Raw genomic sequence first — 15,313 nt, forward strand, 5'->3', positions numbered from 1 at the left:
CGGGGTTACAGGGAAGTCTTCACGCGGCTCGCCATGAGGTTGAGTCGCGATGGCTCAACCATACGCCCGGGGTGCAGCATCCGTCAAATCAAAGTTGATACGCGACGGCTCAACTTACCTTCAGATCGAGTGGGCGAGGGTCTGCAGCCCCACCACCAGCAGTCCGAGTGCGACGAGGAGTGCGAGTGCGATCACCTGCTTCCACCACGCGAGGTCGGAGCGGCGCACTGCGAACCAGCCGATGACGGCGAGCGTCGCGATGTAGACGATGGCGCTGGCCTGCAGCGCCGCGTCTAGCGGCATCACCTCCAGCCACGCGAGAAGGAGGAGGATGCCGGGGGTCAAGAGGGTGCCGAGCGCACCGCCGGCGATCCGCGTGGAGATGATGAGGTCGACGCGGCCCGGGAACGTGCGGTGCACCGACAGGTGCGAGATGACGTCGGAGACGAACCCCGCCGCCGTGATGCCGACGACGCCGAGGATCAGCGCCCAGAAGGCGTGGTCGGCCTCCGCATGCTCGCTCGAGGCGACGACGAGCACGATCGCGAGACCGGTGAACGTCGCATACACGCGCTCCTTGAAGTAGGCGACGATCGCCTGCTCGCCGCCTTCGACCTGCTCGAGCTGCGCCCGCGCGCGGTCCGTGCGCCGGCTCACCCGCCCAGGATCCCTTCCGCAGCCTCGTTGGGCTTCGGATCGGGCAGGCGCCGCATGCGGAGTCCGTTGAGCACGCCCAGCACGGTCGCGAGGATCGGGATGAGCAGGGCCACCTGGAGCGCGATATGACGCGCTTCGGTGTTGATGCGGACCACTTCGGCCGATGCCTCCGGCGGCTCGTCGGCGAGGAGCTGCTCGAGACCGGTGTTCGACATGAGCTCCGCGTCCTCCTCGAGCACCGTGGCGACCTGCTGCTGCTGCTCGGAGCTCAGCACGGTGCTCGAGTAGGCGAGCGTGGTGAACGACGCCGCCAGGGTGGCGAGCATGATGGCGCCGGCGAACGCGAGGCCGAACGACAGGCCGAAGGAGCCCGCGGCCGAGTTGACGCCCGCGGCCTCGCTGACGCGCTCGTCGGAGATCGGCGACAGCGTGTAGTTGTTCAGCTGCGAGACGAGCAGGCCGAGTCCCGCCCCCGCGACGACGAGCGGGATCGCGAGGTACCAGCCGCTCTCGGCGACGGGCACGAGCGGCACGATGACGATCAGTCCGACGGCGGCGAGCGAGAACCCGAGCAGGATGAGGTTGGCGGGGCGCCCCTTCGCCCGGCGGCCGGCCCAGATCGCGACCACGAACATGCTGAGCGAGAGCGGCGCGATCGACAGGCCCGCCTGCAGCGCGTTGTACTCGAGCACCATCTGCAGATAGAGGGGAAGCACGATCATCGTGCCGCCCAGCGCGATCTGCTGCAGCAGCTGCCCGCTCACCCCGGTGCGGAACGGCTTCGACGAGAACAGCGCCGGGTCGAGCAGGACCGGCTTGCCGCGCTTCTTGCGCGTGTTGAGCCACCATGCCAAGCCGCCGAGCGCCACGGCGCCGAGGCCGATGATGAGCCCGACGTACCCGCCGCCCTCCTGCCACACCAGGATGCCGAGCACGACGCCACCCATGCCGATGACCGACAGGCCCGCGCCGACGAGGTCGATCGACCGGTCGCCGGTGTACTTGACGTCCTTGACCAGACCCGCGCCCAGCAAGACGATCGCGATGATGACCGCCTCGAGCGCGAAGGCCACGCGGTACGACCAGAACGTCGTGATGAACCCGCCGAGCAGCGGCCCGACCGCCGCGGCGATCGCGGCCGACGCGCCGACCAGCGCGTATACGCGCTTCTGGTGGCCACCGGAGAAGTTGCCGTGGATGAGCGACTGCATGGACGGGAGGAGGAGGGATGCCCCGATCCCGCCGATCACCGCCCAGAAGATGATGACGGCGGTCAGGCTCTGTGCGAAGGTCATCGCGACCGCGCCGACGGCGTAGCCGAGAAGGCCCAGGATGTAGGCGAGCTTGCGCCCGATGAGGTCGCCGGTCTTGCCGCCGATGAGGATGAAGGCCGCCGAGACCAGGGCCTCCAGAGCGATCGCGCCCTGCACGCCGCTGGCGGTCGTGCCGAGCTCGGTCACCACCGCGGAGATCGAGACGTTCATGATCGACGTGTCGACGACGAGGACGAACATCGCCATCGCGAGGAGGATCGCGAGACGGCCGTTGAACTTCGCCTCCGGCACGTTTTCCCCTGTCATGAACGAAGCAAAGCACCCCGCGCCCCCGGAGCGCTACGTTGATTGCGCATCAGTTCACCGAAGGGCCTTAACGTGACCGACATGAGCTCTCCTGAGCCCGGGGCCGACGAGTCCGGCACACCTTCGCCGCCCGCCGCGCCCACGCCGGGCGCTCCCGCCGATCACGTGCTGTCGACGGCGGCCCTCAACACCGACGGCCTCGACGACACCCCGGTGCCGCGGCGGCGCGTGTTCGCGTGGGCGCTGTGGGACTGGGCGACGCAGCCCTTCAACTCCGTCATCCTGACCTTCGTCTTCGTGTCGCTGTACCTCGTGTCCGACGCCTTTCTGCCGGCCGACGTCGCCGAGCAGAACGCGAACGGCGACATGGCGTGCTCGAGCGCCGCCGACGCGGGCACGGCGTACTGCGGCGCCCTCGCCGATCTGTCGGAGTGGTACGGCTGGGTGACCTTCGCCGCCGGCATCCTGATCCTCCTGCTCGCTCCCGTGCTGGGCCAGCGCGCAGACGCCGCAGGCACCAAGAAGCGGTGGGTGGTCGGGGCGACCGCGGTGCTGGCGCTCCTGCAGTTCGCACTCTTCTTCGTGTACTCCGAGCCGCAGTTCTTCTGGCTCGGGGCGATCCTCGTCGCCCTCGGGTCGGTCTCGTCCGAGATCGCGGGCGTCAACTACAACGCGATGCTCGTGCAGGTCTCGACGCCGAAGACGATCGGCCGCGTCAGCGGGCTCGGCTGGGGCATGGGCTACATCGGCGGCATCCTCGCGCTCGCGCTCGTCGTCGTGCTCAACACCTTCGACTGGTTCGGCCTCGACGTGTCGGACGGCCTCGCCTATCGCCTCATCGCGGTCGGCGCGGCGGTGTGGACCGTGCTGTTCGCCCTGCCGTTCGTCTTCCTCGTGCCCGAGTCGCCGGCCGACCCCGGCCGTCGGAAGGTCGGCTTCTTCGAGGGCTACGTCGTGCTCGTGCACGACATCGTCGCGCTCTTCCGCGAGCACCGGCCGACCTTCTGGTTCCTCATCGCGAGCGCGGTCTACCGCGACGGCCTCGCCGGCGTCTTCGCGTTCGGCGGCGTGCTGGCCGCGGTGTCGTTCGGGTTCAGCGCGACCGAGGTGATCGCGTTCGGCATCGCCCTCAACCTCGTCGCGGGCGTCTCGACGATCATCGCGGGCCGCCTCGACGACCGCTTCGGCGCGCGCGCGGTCATCATCACCGCTCTCACGATCCTCATCGTCAGCGCCCTCTTCGTCTTCTTCCTCCGCGAGGGCGGCAAGCCGGTGTTCTGGGTGGGCGGCATCATCCTGTCGGCCGCCGTCGGTCCGGCGCAGGCGTCGAGCCGGTCGCTGCTCGCACGTGTCACGCCCACCGGGATGCAGGGCGAGGTCTTCGGCCTCTACGCGACCACCGGCCGAGTGATGAGCTTCCTTTCGCCGCTGCTGTGGGCGACGTTCATCGCGGCGTTCGGCGCGACGCACTACGGCATCCTCGGCATCGTGATCGTGCTGCTCGTCGGGCTCCTGCTCCTGCTCCCCGTGAAGCTGCGACCCAAAGACATCGGCCGCTGACCGCCGCGGATCGGTTCCGACGGTCGCGACAGCCATCGCATCGGATACCCTCGCTTTCGGGCAGCATGCGCACGGGGGGTCGTCGCGCACGCGTGCCTCACCTCGCCCAACCCGAGAGGCACCGTGACGACCCCGCCGATCCTGCGCCTGCGCGCTGAGCGCGCCGAGCGCCTGCGCGCCGCGCGCCACCGCCGCGCGGTCGGCTACTGGTGGGTGCTGATCGGGTGGCTGCTGTCGCTGTGGATCGGCACATCGGTCGTTCCGCATCAGTGGCTGCACGCGCCTGCGCTGTTCGGCCACCTGGCATCGGTGATCGTGGGACTCGGGGCCGCGGTGCTGCTCGAGATGAGCGGACTGCTCTGGATGCTGCGCCGCACCTCGCTCGACGACATGCGCCGCACCGAGCCCCCGGTGACCGCCCTCGCCTGGCTGGGCATCGCGGGCCTGCTCGCGACCGGCGCCTTCCTCCAGCCCGATCTCTCCCAGCCGCTCACCGCGATCAAGATGATCGCCGTGCTGGTGGCCGCGATGAACGGCGTCGCCATGACGAGGCTGACCGACGAACTCGACCGGCTGCCTGGTACGGTGCGCTTCTCGTCGCTGCCGGCCCGGTTGAAGTTGTGGTGCGTCTGGAGTGCCGTCGTATCGCAAACTGCCTGGTGGACAGCAGTTCTGATCGGCATGCTGAACACCGCTTCACGGTGATCTCACGGTCTTCTCCCGCTCGTCTCGCACGTGCACTCGGGCTAGGCTGTGCCCTGACCGGACTACCCGGCCGGTGACCCCCCGCCCGGCTTCACGGCCGCACCCGCTTTGAGGATGCCCCCATGCGCGATGGAACGCGCGGCGACGAGGACGTCCCTGGCCCCCGCAGGGGCCAGACCTCCGACCCGAAGACAACACACACGCCCTCGGCTGTCTCGCCGACCCCTTCTCCCACCTTCTCGACCCGGGCCGCGTCGTCGCAGCCCGCGAAGCCTTCCGCGATCGACGAGCGCCGCGAGCGCCGCCGCAAGCGCCGCCGCCAGGCGATCATCGCGACGACCATCGTCGGCATCGTGGCGCTCCTCGGCTCGATCGGCACGGTGTCGTACGCGATCGTCTCCAACCTCGCCGGCGCCGAACAGCCGGCCGCGGGCCCGGCTCCCGAGGCGCCCGCGGTCGCCGAGCCGATCATCTTCCCCGAGGACGAGCCGGCCGCCACCGCCGGCGCGGAGCCGTGCGCGACGGTGAGTGTGCTGTCGTCGTTCGAGAACGCCGAGATGGTCGAAGGACTCGCGGCCGCGTACAACAGCCAGCCGCGCAATGTCGCCGGCTCGTGCGTGACGGTGACGACCAGCCGCGAGAAGTCGGGTGTGGCCGCCGCCGTGGTCGCGACCGGCTTCCCGAACCTCGCCGACGACCACAAGCCCACTGTGTGGCTGCCCGACTCGTCGACCTGGGTCGACGTCGCGCAGGCAGACGGCGCCACCAACCTCCGCGCCGAAGGCACGAGTGTCGCGGTCTCCGACATCGTGCTCGCCATGCCCGAGAACCTCGCTTCCGCGATCGGATGGGATGCTGAGGCCCCGACCTGGGCCGAGATCTTCACGTCGGCGGGCGACCCCGACCTCTGGGGCGGCCTCGGCCACCCCGAGTGGGGCGCGTTCAAGCTGGGCAAGACGAGCCCGCTCGTCGCCACGAGCGGTGAGGCCGCGATGTTCGCGTCGTACGGCACCGCCGCCGGATCGATGAGGGACTTCACCGTCGCCCAGGTCCAGGACCCCGCCGTGCAGGCGGAGGTGCATGAGAACGAGCTGGCGACGAGCCACTACATGGCCACGCCCGAGCACTTCCTCTGGCACGCACGCCAGGCCGAGGCATCCGGTTCCACTGCCGACTTCCTCTCGGCGGTCATCGTCGACGAGAAGTCGGTGTGGGACTACAACCGCGGCATCACGAGCCGCGACGGCATCACGCGCACGCAGGCCGACCCCCCGTCGGAGCAGCTCGTGCCGATCTACCCGGCCGACGGCTACTACTCGGCCGACAACCCGGTCATGCGCCTCACGGGTGAGTGGATCGATCCCGTCGAGTCGGAGGCGGCGGCGGACTTCATCCGCTTCACGCACACCGCGCAGGGTCAGGCGACCGTCCGCGCCGCGGGCTACCGCGACCTCAACCGCGACCTCGACGAGGGCGTCCAGCAGGTCGGGCAGCTCGACGGCGACCAGGGCGGCACCCTCACCTTCCCCAGCGCCGACGTCGTCACCGCCGTCCAGGCGGCCTTCCCCGAGGTCCGCAAGCGCGCGAACGTGCTCTTCCTGCTCGACGTGTCGGGATCGATGGACGAGCCCATCTCTGCGAGCGACACCAAGCTCTCCCAGGCCCGCAAGGCGATCGAGGCGGCCCTCGGCCACTTCACGAGCGGTGACGACGTCGGGCTCGCGGCGTTCGCCCAGGCGCCCGACGGGGCCGTGGTGCCCGGGCTCGTGTCTCCGGTCGCCGACATCGGCTCGTCGCGCGACGGCTTCCTCGGCGCGCTGGGCGGCCTCACCTCGATGGGCGACACTCCGCTCTATCAGGCCGTCGACACCTTCGCGGCGCAGCAGGCGGCGTCGTGGTCGAGCGACCACATCAACGCCATCGTGCTGCTCTCGGACGGCGAGAACGATGCCCCGAACGCGCCGACGATCGGCGCCGACCAGATGCTCGCGAACCTGAAGGACATGCACCACGCCACGCCGGTGCTCATCTTCACGCTGGCCTACGGCGCCGACGCCGACGTGGCGACGCTGCAGTCCATCTCGAGCGCGACCGGCGCCCACTACTACGACGCGACCGACCCGTCGAAGCTCGAGGCAGTGCTCGGCGACCTCGTCACCAGCTTCTGACCCGTTCGGAATCGGGTCGTCGAGCGAGCCGGGGACGCTCCTACGTCTTGTGCTGCAGTTTCCTGCGAGTGCGGCGTCGTGCGACGCAGCACTCGCAGGAAAGTGCAGCCGTCGTGGGGTGAGTCCGGCGGTCAGGCGCCGGGCCAGGAGTCGGCGAGCTTCGTCAGCAGGCGGGCGAGCTCCGCGCGCTCCTCGTCGGTGAAGGCGGCGAGCGCCGAGTCGATCGCCTCGCGCCGCTCACCGCGGAATCCGCGCACCAGACGGGTTCCGGCATCCGTCAGCGCGACCCGCGTGCGGCGGGCGTCGTCGGGGTCCGCCTCGCGCCGCACCAGGTCGAGCTCGACGGACTGCTGCACGAGCCGCGACGCCCGGGGCTGATCGACGCCCACCGCGTCGGCGATCTCCCCGACCGAGAGCGGATGGGATGCTGCGGCCAGCGCCTCGAGCAGCCTCATGCGCGCGGGGCCGCCGAAGCGGCCGCCTCCTCCGGCCCACGGCGGTGCGCCGAAGCCGGGGCCCGGTCCCCCGCGACCCCACGGACCGCGACCGCCGAAGCCGTGCATCGTGCCGTCGGCGTGGACGTGCTCCCCGCCATCGCCGCTGTGACCGTGCGGTCCGGCGGGCCCGTGCGCGTGCGGGCCCGTGGAGTGCGGACCGACGCCCTCCATCCACGGCGGACGGGGGCCTCGTCGTCCGCGGAGGCGGGCGAGGGCGGCGGCGATCGCGTCGGACGGGTCGTCGGGAGTGGACGGCATGCATCCAATTTACATGCGACTTGACATGTATCTGGAATGCATGTCACACTGCATGTACATGCACTTCGACATGTATCACTCGGCGGCCCTTCGAGCCGCCCCCGAAAGGACTTCCCCCATGAACGACATCAATGACAACGAAGAGAACGACATCCCCGCCGGCACGCGTCCGCTCGGCTATTGGCTGCGTGCGGTCGACGGCCTGCTGACACGCGAGTTCGCGACGGCGCTCGAGGCCGAGGGCATCACGCGGCGGGACTGGATGGCGCTCAACGTGCTGTCCGGCGACATCGACGCCCCCGAGTTGCGCGAGCGTCTCGCCCGCAAGGGCAAGCGCCTGCGCGACCTCGAGGAGCGCGGCTGGGCCGAGGAGCAGGGCGACGGAACGTGGGTCCTGACCGAGCTCGGCCGCTCCGAGAAGGAGCGCATCGGCGCGATCGTCGACAGCCTCCGCGCCCGTGTGGTCGCCGCCGTCGGCGACGACGAGGCCTACGCGGCCCTGACCGCCTCACTCGAGGCCATCGCCCGTGAGCTCGGGTGGGACGAGAACGCCACCGGCCGCGATCGCGGTTTCGGCGGTTTCGGACGCCCCGGGTTCGGCCCCGGCTTCCGTCCGGGCTTCGGTCCGGGCTTCAGCGGCTTCGGCCCGGGCTTCGGAGGCTTCGGCCCTGGATTCGGCGGGCGGCCGCGTCCGTTCGATCCCGACGTCCACGACGGCTACGGCCGCAACCGCCATCGCGGATTCGCTCCCGGGCGCCCCGGCCACCCCGCCGAGCGCTTCGACGAGCCCATGCGCGGCTACGGCGATGAGGGCTGCCACGGCCACCACCCGCATGCCGGCCACAGCCACCACGACCACGAGAGCCACGGCCACGGCGGTCATGGCCACGGCCACCACGGCAACCACGGGCGCGGCGGACGGCGCACCCAGCAGGCGTACGAACGCGGCTTCGACGCCGGGTTCGCCCGCGGCCGGGAGACCGGCGCGGCCTGAGCCGCAGCATCCGTCCCTCCGAAGGGTGGTCCCCGCTCGCGCAGGGCCCACCCTTCGGCGTGTGTCCCGCGGTCCGGATTTCGCGGGCGACCCAGCCTGAGATCCTGCGAAGTCCGGACATCGCACCGGGGGGCGGGGGGGCGGGGGGAGGAGACGCCGTCACACGCGCGTCACACGCGCGGGGCACAATGGGCCCGTGAGCACCGCCCCCGCACTCCTCGCCATCTCGCACGGCACGTCGTCGCCGGCGGGTCAGGCGGCGGTCGCGGCGCTGGTCGACGCGGTCGCGCGGCGGCTGCCCGACGTGACGGTGCGGCTCGGGCATGTGGACGTGCAGCAGCCCGATGTCGCGGCATCCCTCGACGCGATCCCGGAGGGCACCCCCGTCGTGATCGTGCCGCTGCTCCTTTCGGCGGGCTACCACGTGCGGGTCGACCTCATCGAGCAGTCCGCGGGGCGCGACGGCGTCGTCATCGCTCCGGCGCTCGGCCCCGACCCGCGCCTCGTCGACGCGCTCCTCGCACGCCTGGGCCCCGTCGGCCCCGACGACGCCGTCGTGCTCGCGGTGGCCGGCTCGACCGATGACCGTGCGAACGAGGACTGCCGAGAGATCGGACGGATGCTGAGCGCCCGGCTCGACCGCGAGGTCACGGTCGGCTTCCTCGCCGCCGCCGACCCTCGCGTCGACGTCGCCGTCGCGGAAGCCAAGACGGGCGCCGACCGCGTGGTCGTGGCCGACTACCTCCTCGCGCCGGGCTACTTCCACGACCTCGCCGTGCGGCTGGCACCCGGCGCCCGGGTCGCGTCGCCGCTTCTCGGCGATGACGAGCCCCCGGCCTCCCTCGTCGACATCGTGATCGATCGCTACAACGAAGCCGCGAAGTAGTCGGACCGAGTCCACAAAGGCCCGCAGCCGCAACTGTGTGACGCACCGTTACGTCGGTTAACGTCACTTGACGTTCGGATAGGTCTGACAGGCCCCCGCTTCTAGCCTCAGGCAATGGACTCGATAGGGTCCCGCCCGGGGGACGCCCCGGGATTCACCCCGGAGGCCCCCGTGACCATCAGCGACACCGAAGCGCGCGCAGCCGACGACCGCCCGCGCGCGGCCGTGCGCCCGCCGCGCCCGTCGTCGAAGCCGAACGGCCAGTGGAAGGTCGACGGCACCGCCCCGCTCAACGGCAACGAGGAGTGGAAGCAGGTCGACAACGGCCTGAGCGTGCGCGAGCGCATCGAGAACATCTACTCGAAGGGCGGGTTCGCATCGATCGACCCGACCGACCTTCACGGCCGCTTCCGGGTGTGGGGCCTCTACACGCAGCGCAAGCCCGGCATCGACGGCGGCCGCACCGCGACGCTCTCCCCCGAAGAGCTCGAGGACGAGTACTTCATGATGCGCGTGCGCATCGACGGCGGCCAGCTCACCACCGAGCAGCTGCGCGTCATCGCCGGCATCTCCATCGACTTCGCCCGCGGCACCGCCGACCTCACCGACCGCCAGAACGTGCAGCTGCACTGGGTCCGCGTCGAGGACGTGCCCGAGATCTGGCGCCGGCTCGAGGCGGTCGGCCTCGGCACCACCGAGGCGTGCGGCGACGTGCCCCGCGTCATCCTGGGCTCGCCCGTCGCCGGCATCTCGGCCGACGAGCTCATCGACCCGACGCCGCAGATCGACGAGATCACGTCGCGCTTCATCGGCGACGAGTCGCTCGCGAACCTGCCGCGCAAGTTCAAGTCGGCGATCACCGGCCACCCGAGCCAGGACGTCGTGCATGAGATCAACGACGTCGCGTTCGTCGCCGTCGAGCACCCGGAGCTGGGCATCGGCTACGACCTCTGGGTCGGCGGCGGTCTCTCGACCACCCCGCGCCTCGCGGAGCGCCTGGGCGTCTTCGTCTCGCCGGAACGGGTGGCGGAGGCCTGGCACGGCGTCGCGCAGATCTTCCGCGACTACGGCTACCGGCGTCTGCGCAACAAGGCGCGCCTGAAGTTCCTGCTCGCCGAGTGGGGCGCCGAGAAGTTCCGGCAGGTGCTGCAGGACGAGTACCTCGGCTACTCGCTGCCCGACGGCCCGGCCGCTCCCAAGCCGCTGACGCAGGGCGACCACGTCGGCGTGCACAAGCAGAAGGACGGCCTCTCCTACATCGGCGCGACGCCGATCGTCGGCCGCGTCTCGGGCCCGACCCTGGCGAAGCTCGCCGACCTCCTCGAGGCGCACGGCTCGACGCGCCTGCGCACGACGCCCCACCAGAAGCTCGTGTTCCTCGACATCCCCGAGGAGAACGTCGAGCCGTTCATCGCGGGCCTCGACGAGCTCGGCCTGTCGGCCCGCCCGAGCCTCATCCGCCGCGGCACGATCGCCTGCACCGGCATCGAGTTCTGCAAGCTCGCGATCGTCGAGACCAAGGCGTACGCGACGGCCGCGGTGCTCGATCTCGAGAAGCGTCTCGAGCAGTTCGAGCTGCCGCATCCGATCTCCCTCCACGTCAACGGCTGCCCCAACTCCTGTGCGCGCATCCAGACCGCCGACATCGGCCTCAAGGGCCAGCTCGTCACGATCGACGGCGAGCAGGTGCCCGGCTATCAGGTGCACCTGGGCGGCGGGCTCGTCAACGCCGACCGCGACGACGCCGGCCTCGGCCGCACCGTGCGCGGGCTGAAGGTCGCCGCCGACGGCATCGCCGACTACACCGAGCGCGTCGTCAAGCGGTTCCTCGCCGAGCGCGACGCCGAGGCCGACGAGACGTTCGCCCAGTGGGCGCACCGCGCCGACGAGGAGGCCCTCCAGTGACCGTCTCCCTCGCGCCCCGCGTCGCGGTGAAGCGCACTCGCGAAGAGCTGAAGGCCCTCGCCGAGCAGGGCAACCTCGAACTGGGCAGCCTCACCGATCACGAGGCATCCGCTGCCGAAGTGGTCGCGTGGGTCGCGCGCAATTTCGGGACGGATGCTGCCGCCGTCGCCTGCTCGATGGCCGACGCCGCCCTCCCCCACCTCGTGGCGGAGCAGCTGCCCGGCGTCGACGTGCTCTTCCTCGACACCGGCTACCACTTCACGGAGACGTACGCGACGCGCGATGAGGTGCAGCGCGCGCTCGACGTGCGGATCATCGACATCACCCCCGACCAGACCGTCGCCGAGCAGGACGCCGAGTTCGGCGCGAAGCTGTTCGAGCGCGACCCCGGCCTGTGCTGCGCGCGCCGCAAGGTCGCACCCCTGCAGGACGCGCTGAGCGGTTACGAGGTGTGGTTCACCGGCGTGCGCCGCGACGAGGCGCCCACCCGGACGAACACGCCCCTGGTGACGTGGGACGAGCGCAACGGGCTCGTCAAGGTGAACCCGGTCGCGGCGTGGAGCTTCGACGACGTCCTCGCCTACGCGGCCGCGCACAAGGCGCCGGTGAACCTGCTCGTCGGGTTCGGCTACCCCTCGATCGGCTGCGAGCCGTGCACGAAGCCGGTCGCGCCCGGCGAAGACCCCCGGTCCGGCCGCTGGGCCGGACTCTCGAAGACCGAATGCGGGCTCCACGAATGACCGGAACGATCGCCGCCCCCACCACGCTGAGCACCCTCGACCTGCTCGAGGCCGAGGCCATCCACGTCATCCGCGAGGTCGTCGCCGAGTTCGAGCGTCCCGTGCTGCTGTTCTCCGGCGGCAAGGACTCCGTCGTCGTGCTCCACCTCGCCACCAAGGCGTTCGCGCCCGGCAAGGTGCCGTTCCCGGTGCTGCACGTCGACACCGGCCACAACTTCCCCGAGGTCATCGCCTTCCGCGACGAGACCGTCGAGCGACTCGGCATCCGTCTCGAAGTCGCGAAGGTGCAGGACTACATCGACGACGGCCGCCTGCAGGAGCGTGCCGACGGCACCCGCAACCCGCTGCAGACGCTGCCGCTGCTGGACGCGATCGCCGCCGGCCGCCACGACGCCGTCTTCGGCGGAGCGCGTCGCGACGAGGACAAGGCGCGAGCCAAGGAGCGCATCATCTCGCTGCGCGACGAGTTCGGCCAGTGGGACCCGCGCAACCAGCGCCCCGAGCTCTGGAGCCTGTACAACGGCCGCCACACCCCCGGCCAGCACGTGCGCGCGTTCCCGATCTCGAACTGGACCGAGCTGGACGTCTGGCGCTACATCGAGCGCGAGGGCATCGCGCTGCCGCCGCTGTACTTCGCGCACGAGCGCGACGTGTACGCCCGCGACGGCATGTGGCGACCCGTCGGCCCGTTCTCGCCGCCGCGCGAGAGCGAGACGGTCGAACGCCGTACGGTGCGCTACCGCACGGTCGGCGACATGAGCTGCACCGGAGCAGTGGAATCGGATGCCGCGGACCTCGCCGCGATCGTCGCCGAGGTCGCCGTCTCCACCATCACCGAACGCGGTGCGACGCGCGCCGACGACCGTCTCAGCGAGGCGGCCATGGAGGACCGCAAGAAGGACGGGTACTTCTGATGACCGCGACTCTCACCGCCCAGCCCACGCTGTTCCGATTCGCCACGGCGGGCTCGGTCGACGACGGCAAGTCGACGCTCGTCGGCCGCCTGCTGCACGACTCGAAGGCGATCCTCGCCGACCAGCTGGAGCAGGTCGCCCGCACGTCGGCCGACCGCGGCTTCGCGCATGGCGCTTTCGACTTCGCCCTGCTCACCGACGGCCTGCGCGCCGAGCGCGAGCAGGGAATCACGATCGACGTCGCGTACCGCTACTTCTCCACGGGCACCCGATCGTTCATCCTCGCCGACTGCCCCGGGCACGTGCAGTACACCCGCAACATGGTCACCGGCGCGACGACGGCCGACGCCGTGATCGTGCTCGTCGACGGACGCAAGGGCGTGCTCGAGCAGACGAAGCGGCACCTCGCCGTGGTGGCGCTGCTGCGGGTGCCTCACGTGATCGTGGCCGTCAACAAGATCGACCTGGTCGGCTTCTCGCAGGAGACGTTCACCGAGGTCGCCGCCCAGGCCGAGGCCGTGGCGACCGAGCTCGGCATCGAGGACCTGCACGTCATCCCGGTGTCGGCCCTCGAGGGCGACAACATCGTCGACCGCTCCGAGCGCACGCCCTGGTACGACGGTCCGGCGCTCCTCGAGCTGCTCGAGACGCTGCCGGCCGCCGATGACGCCGAGCGCGAGCTCGAGCCGCTGCGTCTGCCGGTCCAGCTCGTGCTCCGCCCGCAGGGCGGCCTCGCCCCGGGCATCGACCCGGCGGAGGCCGAGCGCCTGCGCGACTACCGCGCCGTCGCCGGCCGCATCTCGAGCGGTGTGGTGCGCGTGGGTGACCGGGTCGAGATCTTCCCGGGAGGCTCGGCGACAACGGTCACCGGCATCCGTGCCGCGGGCGCCGAGGTCGAGGAGGCCACGGCTCCGCAGTCCGTCTCGCTCGAGTTCGACCGCGACATCGACACCGCGCGGGGCGCGCTCGTCGTCGCCGCCGGCACGCTTCCGACGGGTCGCCGCGAGTTCGATGCCGAACTGTTCCAGCTCGACGCGCGGGCGCTGACCCCCGGCATCCGTGTCCTCGTCAAGCACGGCACCGCGACCGTGCAGGCCATCGTCGCGCAGATCGAGTCGCGCTACGACCTCGACGCGCTCACGCACGAGCCGGCGCAGACGCTCGAGACCAATGACATCGGCCGCGTGCGGCTGCGGCTGGCGGCCGACCTGCCGCTCGAGCCGTACGCCGCCAGCCGCCACGGGGGCTCGTTCCTCGTGATCCATCCGTCCGACGGCGCAACGCTCGCCGCCGGCATCGTGCGCGACTGATCCGTCGCGCACAACCCCACCACTGAGCAACACCGAATCTAAGGAGGCGACACCGTGAACAAAATCCGCACTGCGACAGCACTCACAACCCTGGGACTCGTGGCGGCGATGATGGCCGGCTGCGCCTCCGCCGCGGCATCGCCGAGCGAGACCTCGGCCGGTGACGCCGGGCCGTCGGTCGACGAGCTGCGGCTGGGCTACTTCGCCAACGTGACGCATGCGCCCGCGCTGGTGGGGCTGGAGGAGGGCCTCTTCCAGGACGCCGTCGGCGACGACGTCACCATCACGACGCAGGTCTTCAACGCCGGCCCCGCCGCGATCGAGGCGCTCACCGCCGGCGCGATCGACGCGACCTACATCGGCCCGAACCCGTCGATCAACACCTTCATCCAGTCCGGTGGCGAGTCCGCGCGGATCATCGCCGGTGCCGCCACGGGCGGTGCGGCGCTGGTGGTGCGTGACGGCATCGACGACCCCGCCGACCTGGAGGGCACCACGATCGCGACACCGCAGCTGGGCAACACGCAGGACGTCGCGGCCCGGGTGTGGCTGGCGGACCAGGGCTTCGAGACCGACACGTCGGGTGGCGGCGACGTGCAGATCACGCCGACCGAGAACGCGCAGACGCTGACGCTGTTCCAGGACGGTCAGCTCGACGGCGCGTGGCTGCCCGAGCCGTGGGTGTCGCGGCTGGTCATCGACGCGGGCGCGCAGGTGCTGCAGGACGAGGCCGACCTCTGGGAGGACGGCGAGTTCCCCACCACCGTGCTGCTGGTGCGCAAGGAGTTCCTCGACGAGCACCCGGATGTCGTCGCCGACCTGCTGAAGGGCCACGAGGCCGCCGTGCAGTGGATCGCCGACAACGCCGACCAGGCACCGGCCGTGATCAACGACGCGATCGAGAAGGAGACCGGCAAGCCGCTCGCGGACGCCGTCATCCAGCGCGCGCTCGATCACGTGACGTTCTCGGTCGACCCGCACGCCGACACGTTCGAGACGCTCGTCGACAACGGCATCCAGGCAGGCACGCAGAAGGACGGCTCGATCGAGGGCCTGTTCGATCTGCGCCTGCTCAACACACAGCTCGAAGCCGAGGGCCAAGAGCCCATCTCGGCGGCAGGACTCGGCGAGGACTGAAC

Annotated in this window: 13 protein-coding genes; 10 read left to right on the forward strand and 3 right to left on the reverse strand. The window is 70.9% G+C overall.

The genetic code is table 11. The features are described 5' to 3' along the window. Nucleotides 1-120 precede the first annotated feature (120 nt). Nucleotides 121-657 (reverse strand): hypothetical protein, encoded by a 537-nt coding sequence (locus J2Y46_RS03580; protein ID WP_045299388.1) that lies wholly within the window; start codon nucleotides 655-657, stop codon nucleotides 121-123. Further along, entirely contained in the window at nucleotides 654-2,237 is a 1,584-nt protein-coding gene (locus J2Y46_RS03585; RefSeq protein WP_310240270.1) for an MFS transporter, read from the reverse strand. Before J2Y46_RS03585 ends, J2Y46_RS03580 begins: the two co-directional genes overlap by 4 nt. Nucleotides 2,238-2,318: 81 nt before the next feature. On the opposite strand from J2Y46_RS03585, the gene J2Y46_RS03590 reads away from it, so the two are divergent. From J2Y46_RS03590 to J2Y46_RS03600, 3 genes are all read left to right on the forward strand, one after another. Further along, nucleotides 2,319-3,797: an MFS transporter gene (locus J2Y46_RS03590; protein WP_310240272.1), complete on the forward strand. Its 1,479-nt coding sequence runs from the start codon at nucleotides 2,319-2,321 to the stop codon at nucleotides 3,795-3,797. A gap of 123 nt (nucleotides 3,798-3,920) precedes the next feature. After that, the gene (locus J2Y46_RS03595) at nucleotides 3,921-4,502 is read left to right on the forward strand and encodes a hypothetical protein (RefSeq protein WP_310240274.1); all 582 of its coding nucleotides are present in this window, start codon (nucleotides 3,921-3,923) and stop codon (nucleotides 4,500-4,502) included. 122 nt (nucleotides 4,503-4,624) lie between these two features. Further along, nucleotides 4,625-6,670: a substrate-binding domain-containing protein gene (locus J2Y46_RS03600; RefSeq protein WP_310240276.1), complete on the forward strand. Its 2,046-nt coding sequence runs from the start codon at nucleotides 4,625-4,627 to the stop codon at nucleotides 6,668-6,670. Nucleotides 6,671-6,801: 131 nt separating this feature from the next. On the opposite strand, the gene J2Y46_RS03605 is transcribed toward J2Y46_RS03600, so the two are convergent. Continuing rightward, the gene (locus tag J2Y46_RS03605) at nucleotides 6,802-7,425 is read right to left on the reverse strand and encodes a MarR family winged helix-turn-helix transcriptional regulator (protein ID WP_310240278.1); all 624 of its coding nucleotides are present in this window, start codon (nucleotides 7,423-7,425) and stop codon (nucleotides 6,802-6,804) included. Nucleotides 7,426-7,543: 118 nt separating this feature from the next. On the opposite strand from J2Y46_RS03605, the gene J2Y46_RS03610 reads away from it, so the two are divergent. The 7 genes from J2Y46_RS03610 (at nucleotide 7,544) to J2Y46_RS03640 (ending at nucleotide 15,311) form a co-directional block, all read left to right on the forward strand. Continuing rightward, nucleotides 7,544-8,419 (forward strand): MarR family winged helix-turn-helix transcriptional regulator, encoded by an 876-nt coding sequence (locus J2Y46_RS03610; RefSeq protein ID WP_310240280.1) that lies wholly within the window; start codon nucleotides 7,544-7,546, stop codon nucleotides 8,417-8,419. A gap of 196 nt (nucleotides 8,420-8,615) precedes the next feature. Beyond that, entirely contained in the window at nucleotides 8,616-9,305 is a 690-nt protein-coding gene (locus J2Y46_RS03615) for a CbiX/SirB N-terminal domain-containing protein (protein ID WP_310240282.1), read from the forward strand. A 171-nt stretch (nucleotides 9,306-9,476) separates the two neighbouring features. Then, a complete protein-coding gene (locus tag J2Y46_RS03620; RefSeq protein ID WP_310240284.1) occupies nucleotides 9,477-11,210 on the forward strand; it encodes a nitrite/sulfite reductase in 1,734 nt (577 codons plus the stop codon). Further along, complete coding sequence (locus J2Y46_RS03625; protein WP_310240286.1) at nucleotides 11,207-11,950, forward strand: phosphoadenylyl-sulfate reductase; 744 nt, start codon at nucleotides 11,207-11,209, stop codon at nucleotides 11,948-11,950. Before J2Y46_RS03620 ends, J2Y46_RS03625 begins: the two co-directional genes overlap by 4 nt. Continuing rightward, nucleotides 11,947-12,864 carry a sulfate adenylyltransferase subunit CysD gene (cysD, locus tag J2Y46_RS03630; RefSeq protein WP_310240288.1) on the forward strand — a complete coding sequence of 306 codons (918 nt, stop codon included), beginning with the start codon at nucleotides 11,947-11,949 and terminating at the stop codon, nucleotides 12,862-12,864. The genes J2Y46_RS03625 and cysD overlap by 4 nt, the downstream gene beginning before the upstream one ends. Next, nucleotides 12,864-14,174, forward strand: a complete 1,311-nt coding sequence (locus J2Y46_RS03635; RefSeq protein WP_310240291.1) for a GTP-binding protein — start codon at nucleotides 12,864-12,866, stop codon at nucleotides 14,172-14,174. The genes cysD and J2Y46_RS03635 overlap by 1 nt, the downstream gene beginning before the upstream one ends. A 54-nt stretch (nucleotides 14,175-14,228) precedes the next feature. Then, nucleotides 14,229-15,311 (forward strand): ABC transporter substrate-binding protein, encoded by a 1,083-nt coding sequence (locus J2Y46_RS03640; RefSeq protein ID WP_310240293.1) that lies wholly within the window; start codon nucleotides 14,229-14,231, stop codon nucleotides 15,309-15,311. Nucleotides 15,312-15,313 lie beyond the last annotated feature (2 nt).

The organism is Microbacterium sp. BE35 (assembly GCF_031457705.1).
Lineage (GTDB): Bacteria > Actinomycetota > Actinomycetes > Actinomycetales > Microbacteriaceae > Microbacterium > Microbacterium trichothecenolyticum.

What these genes read in the sequence shown, in the direction of transcription:
- J2Y46_RS03610 (WP_310240280.1), top strand. Translation starts at nt 7,544, where the DNA reads ATGAACGACATCAATGACAACGAAGAGAACGACATCCCCGCCGGCACG.
- J2Y46_RS03590 (WP_310240272.1), top strand. Translation starts at nt 2,319, where the DNA reads ATGAGCTCTCCTGAGCCCGGGGCCGACGAGTCCGGCACACCTTCGCCG.
- cysD (WP_310240288.1), top strand. Translation starts at nt 11,947, where the DNA reads ATGACCGGAACGATCGCCGCCCCCACCACGCTGAGCACCCTCGACCTG.
- J2Y46_RS03600 (WP_310240276.1), top strand. Translation starts at nt 4,625, where the DNA reads ATGCGCGATGGAACGCGCGGCGACGAGGACGTCCCTGGCCCCCGCAGG.
- J2Y46_RS03585 (WP_310240270.1), bottom strand. Translation starts at nt 2,237, where the DNA reads ATGACAGGGGAAAACGTGCCGGAGGCGAAGTTCAACGGCCGTCTCGCG.
- J2Y46_RS03635 (WP_310240291.1), top strand. Translation starts at nt 12,864, where the DNA reads ATGACCGCGACTCTCACCGCCCAGCCCACGCTGTTCCGATTCGCCACG.
- J2Y46_RS03605 (WP_310240278.1), bottom strand. Translation starts at nt 7,425, where the DNA reads ATGCCGTCCACTCCCGACGACCCGTCCGACGCGATCGCCGCCGCCCTC.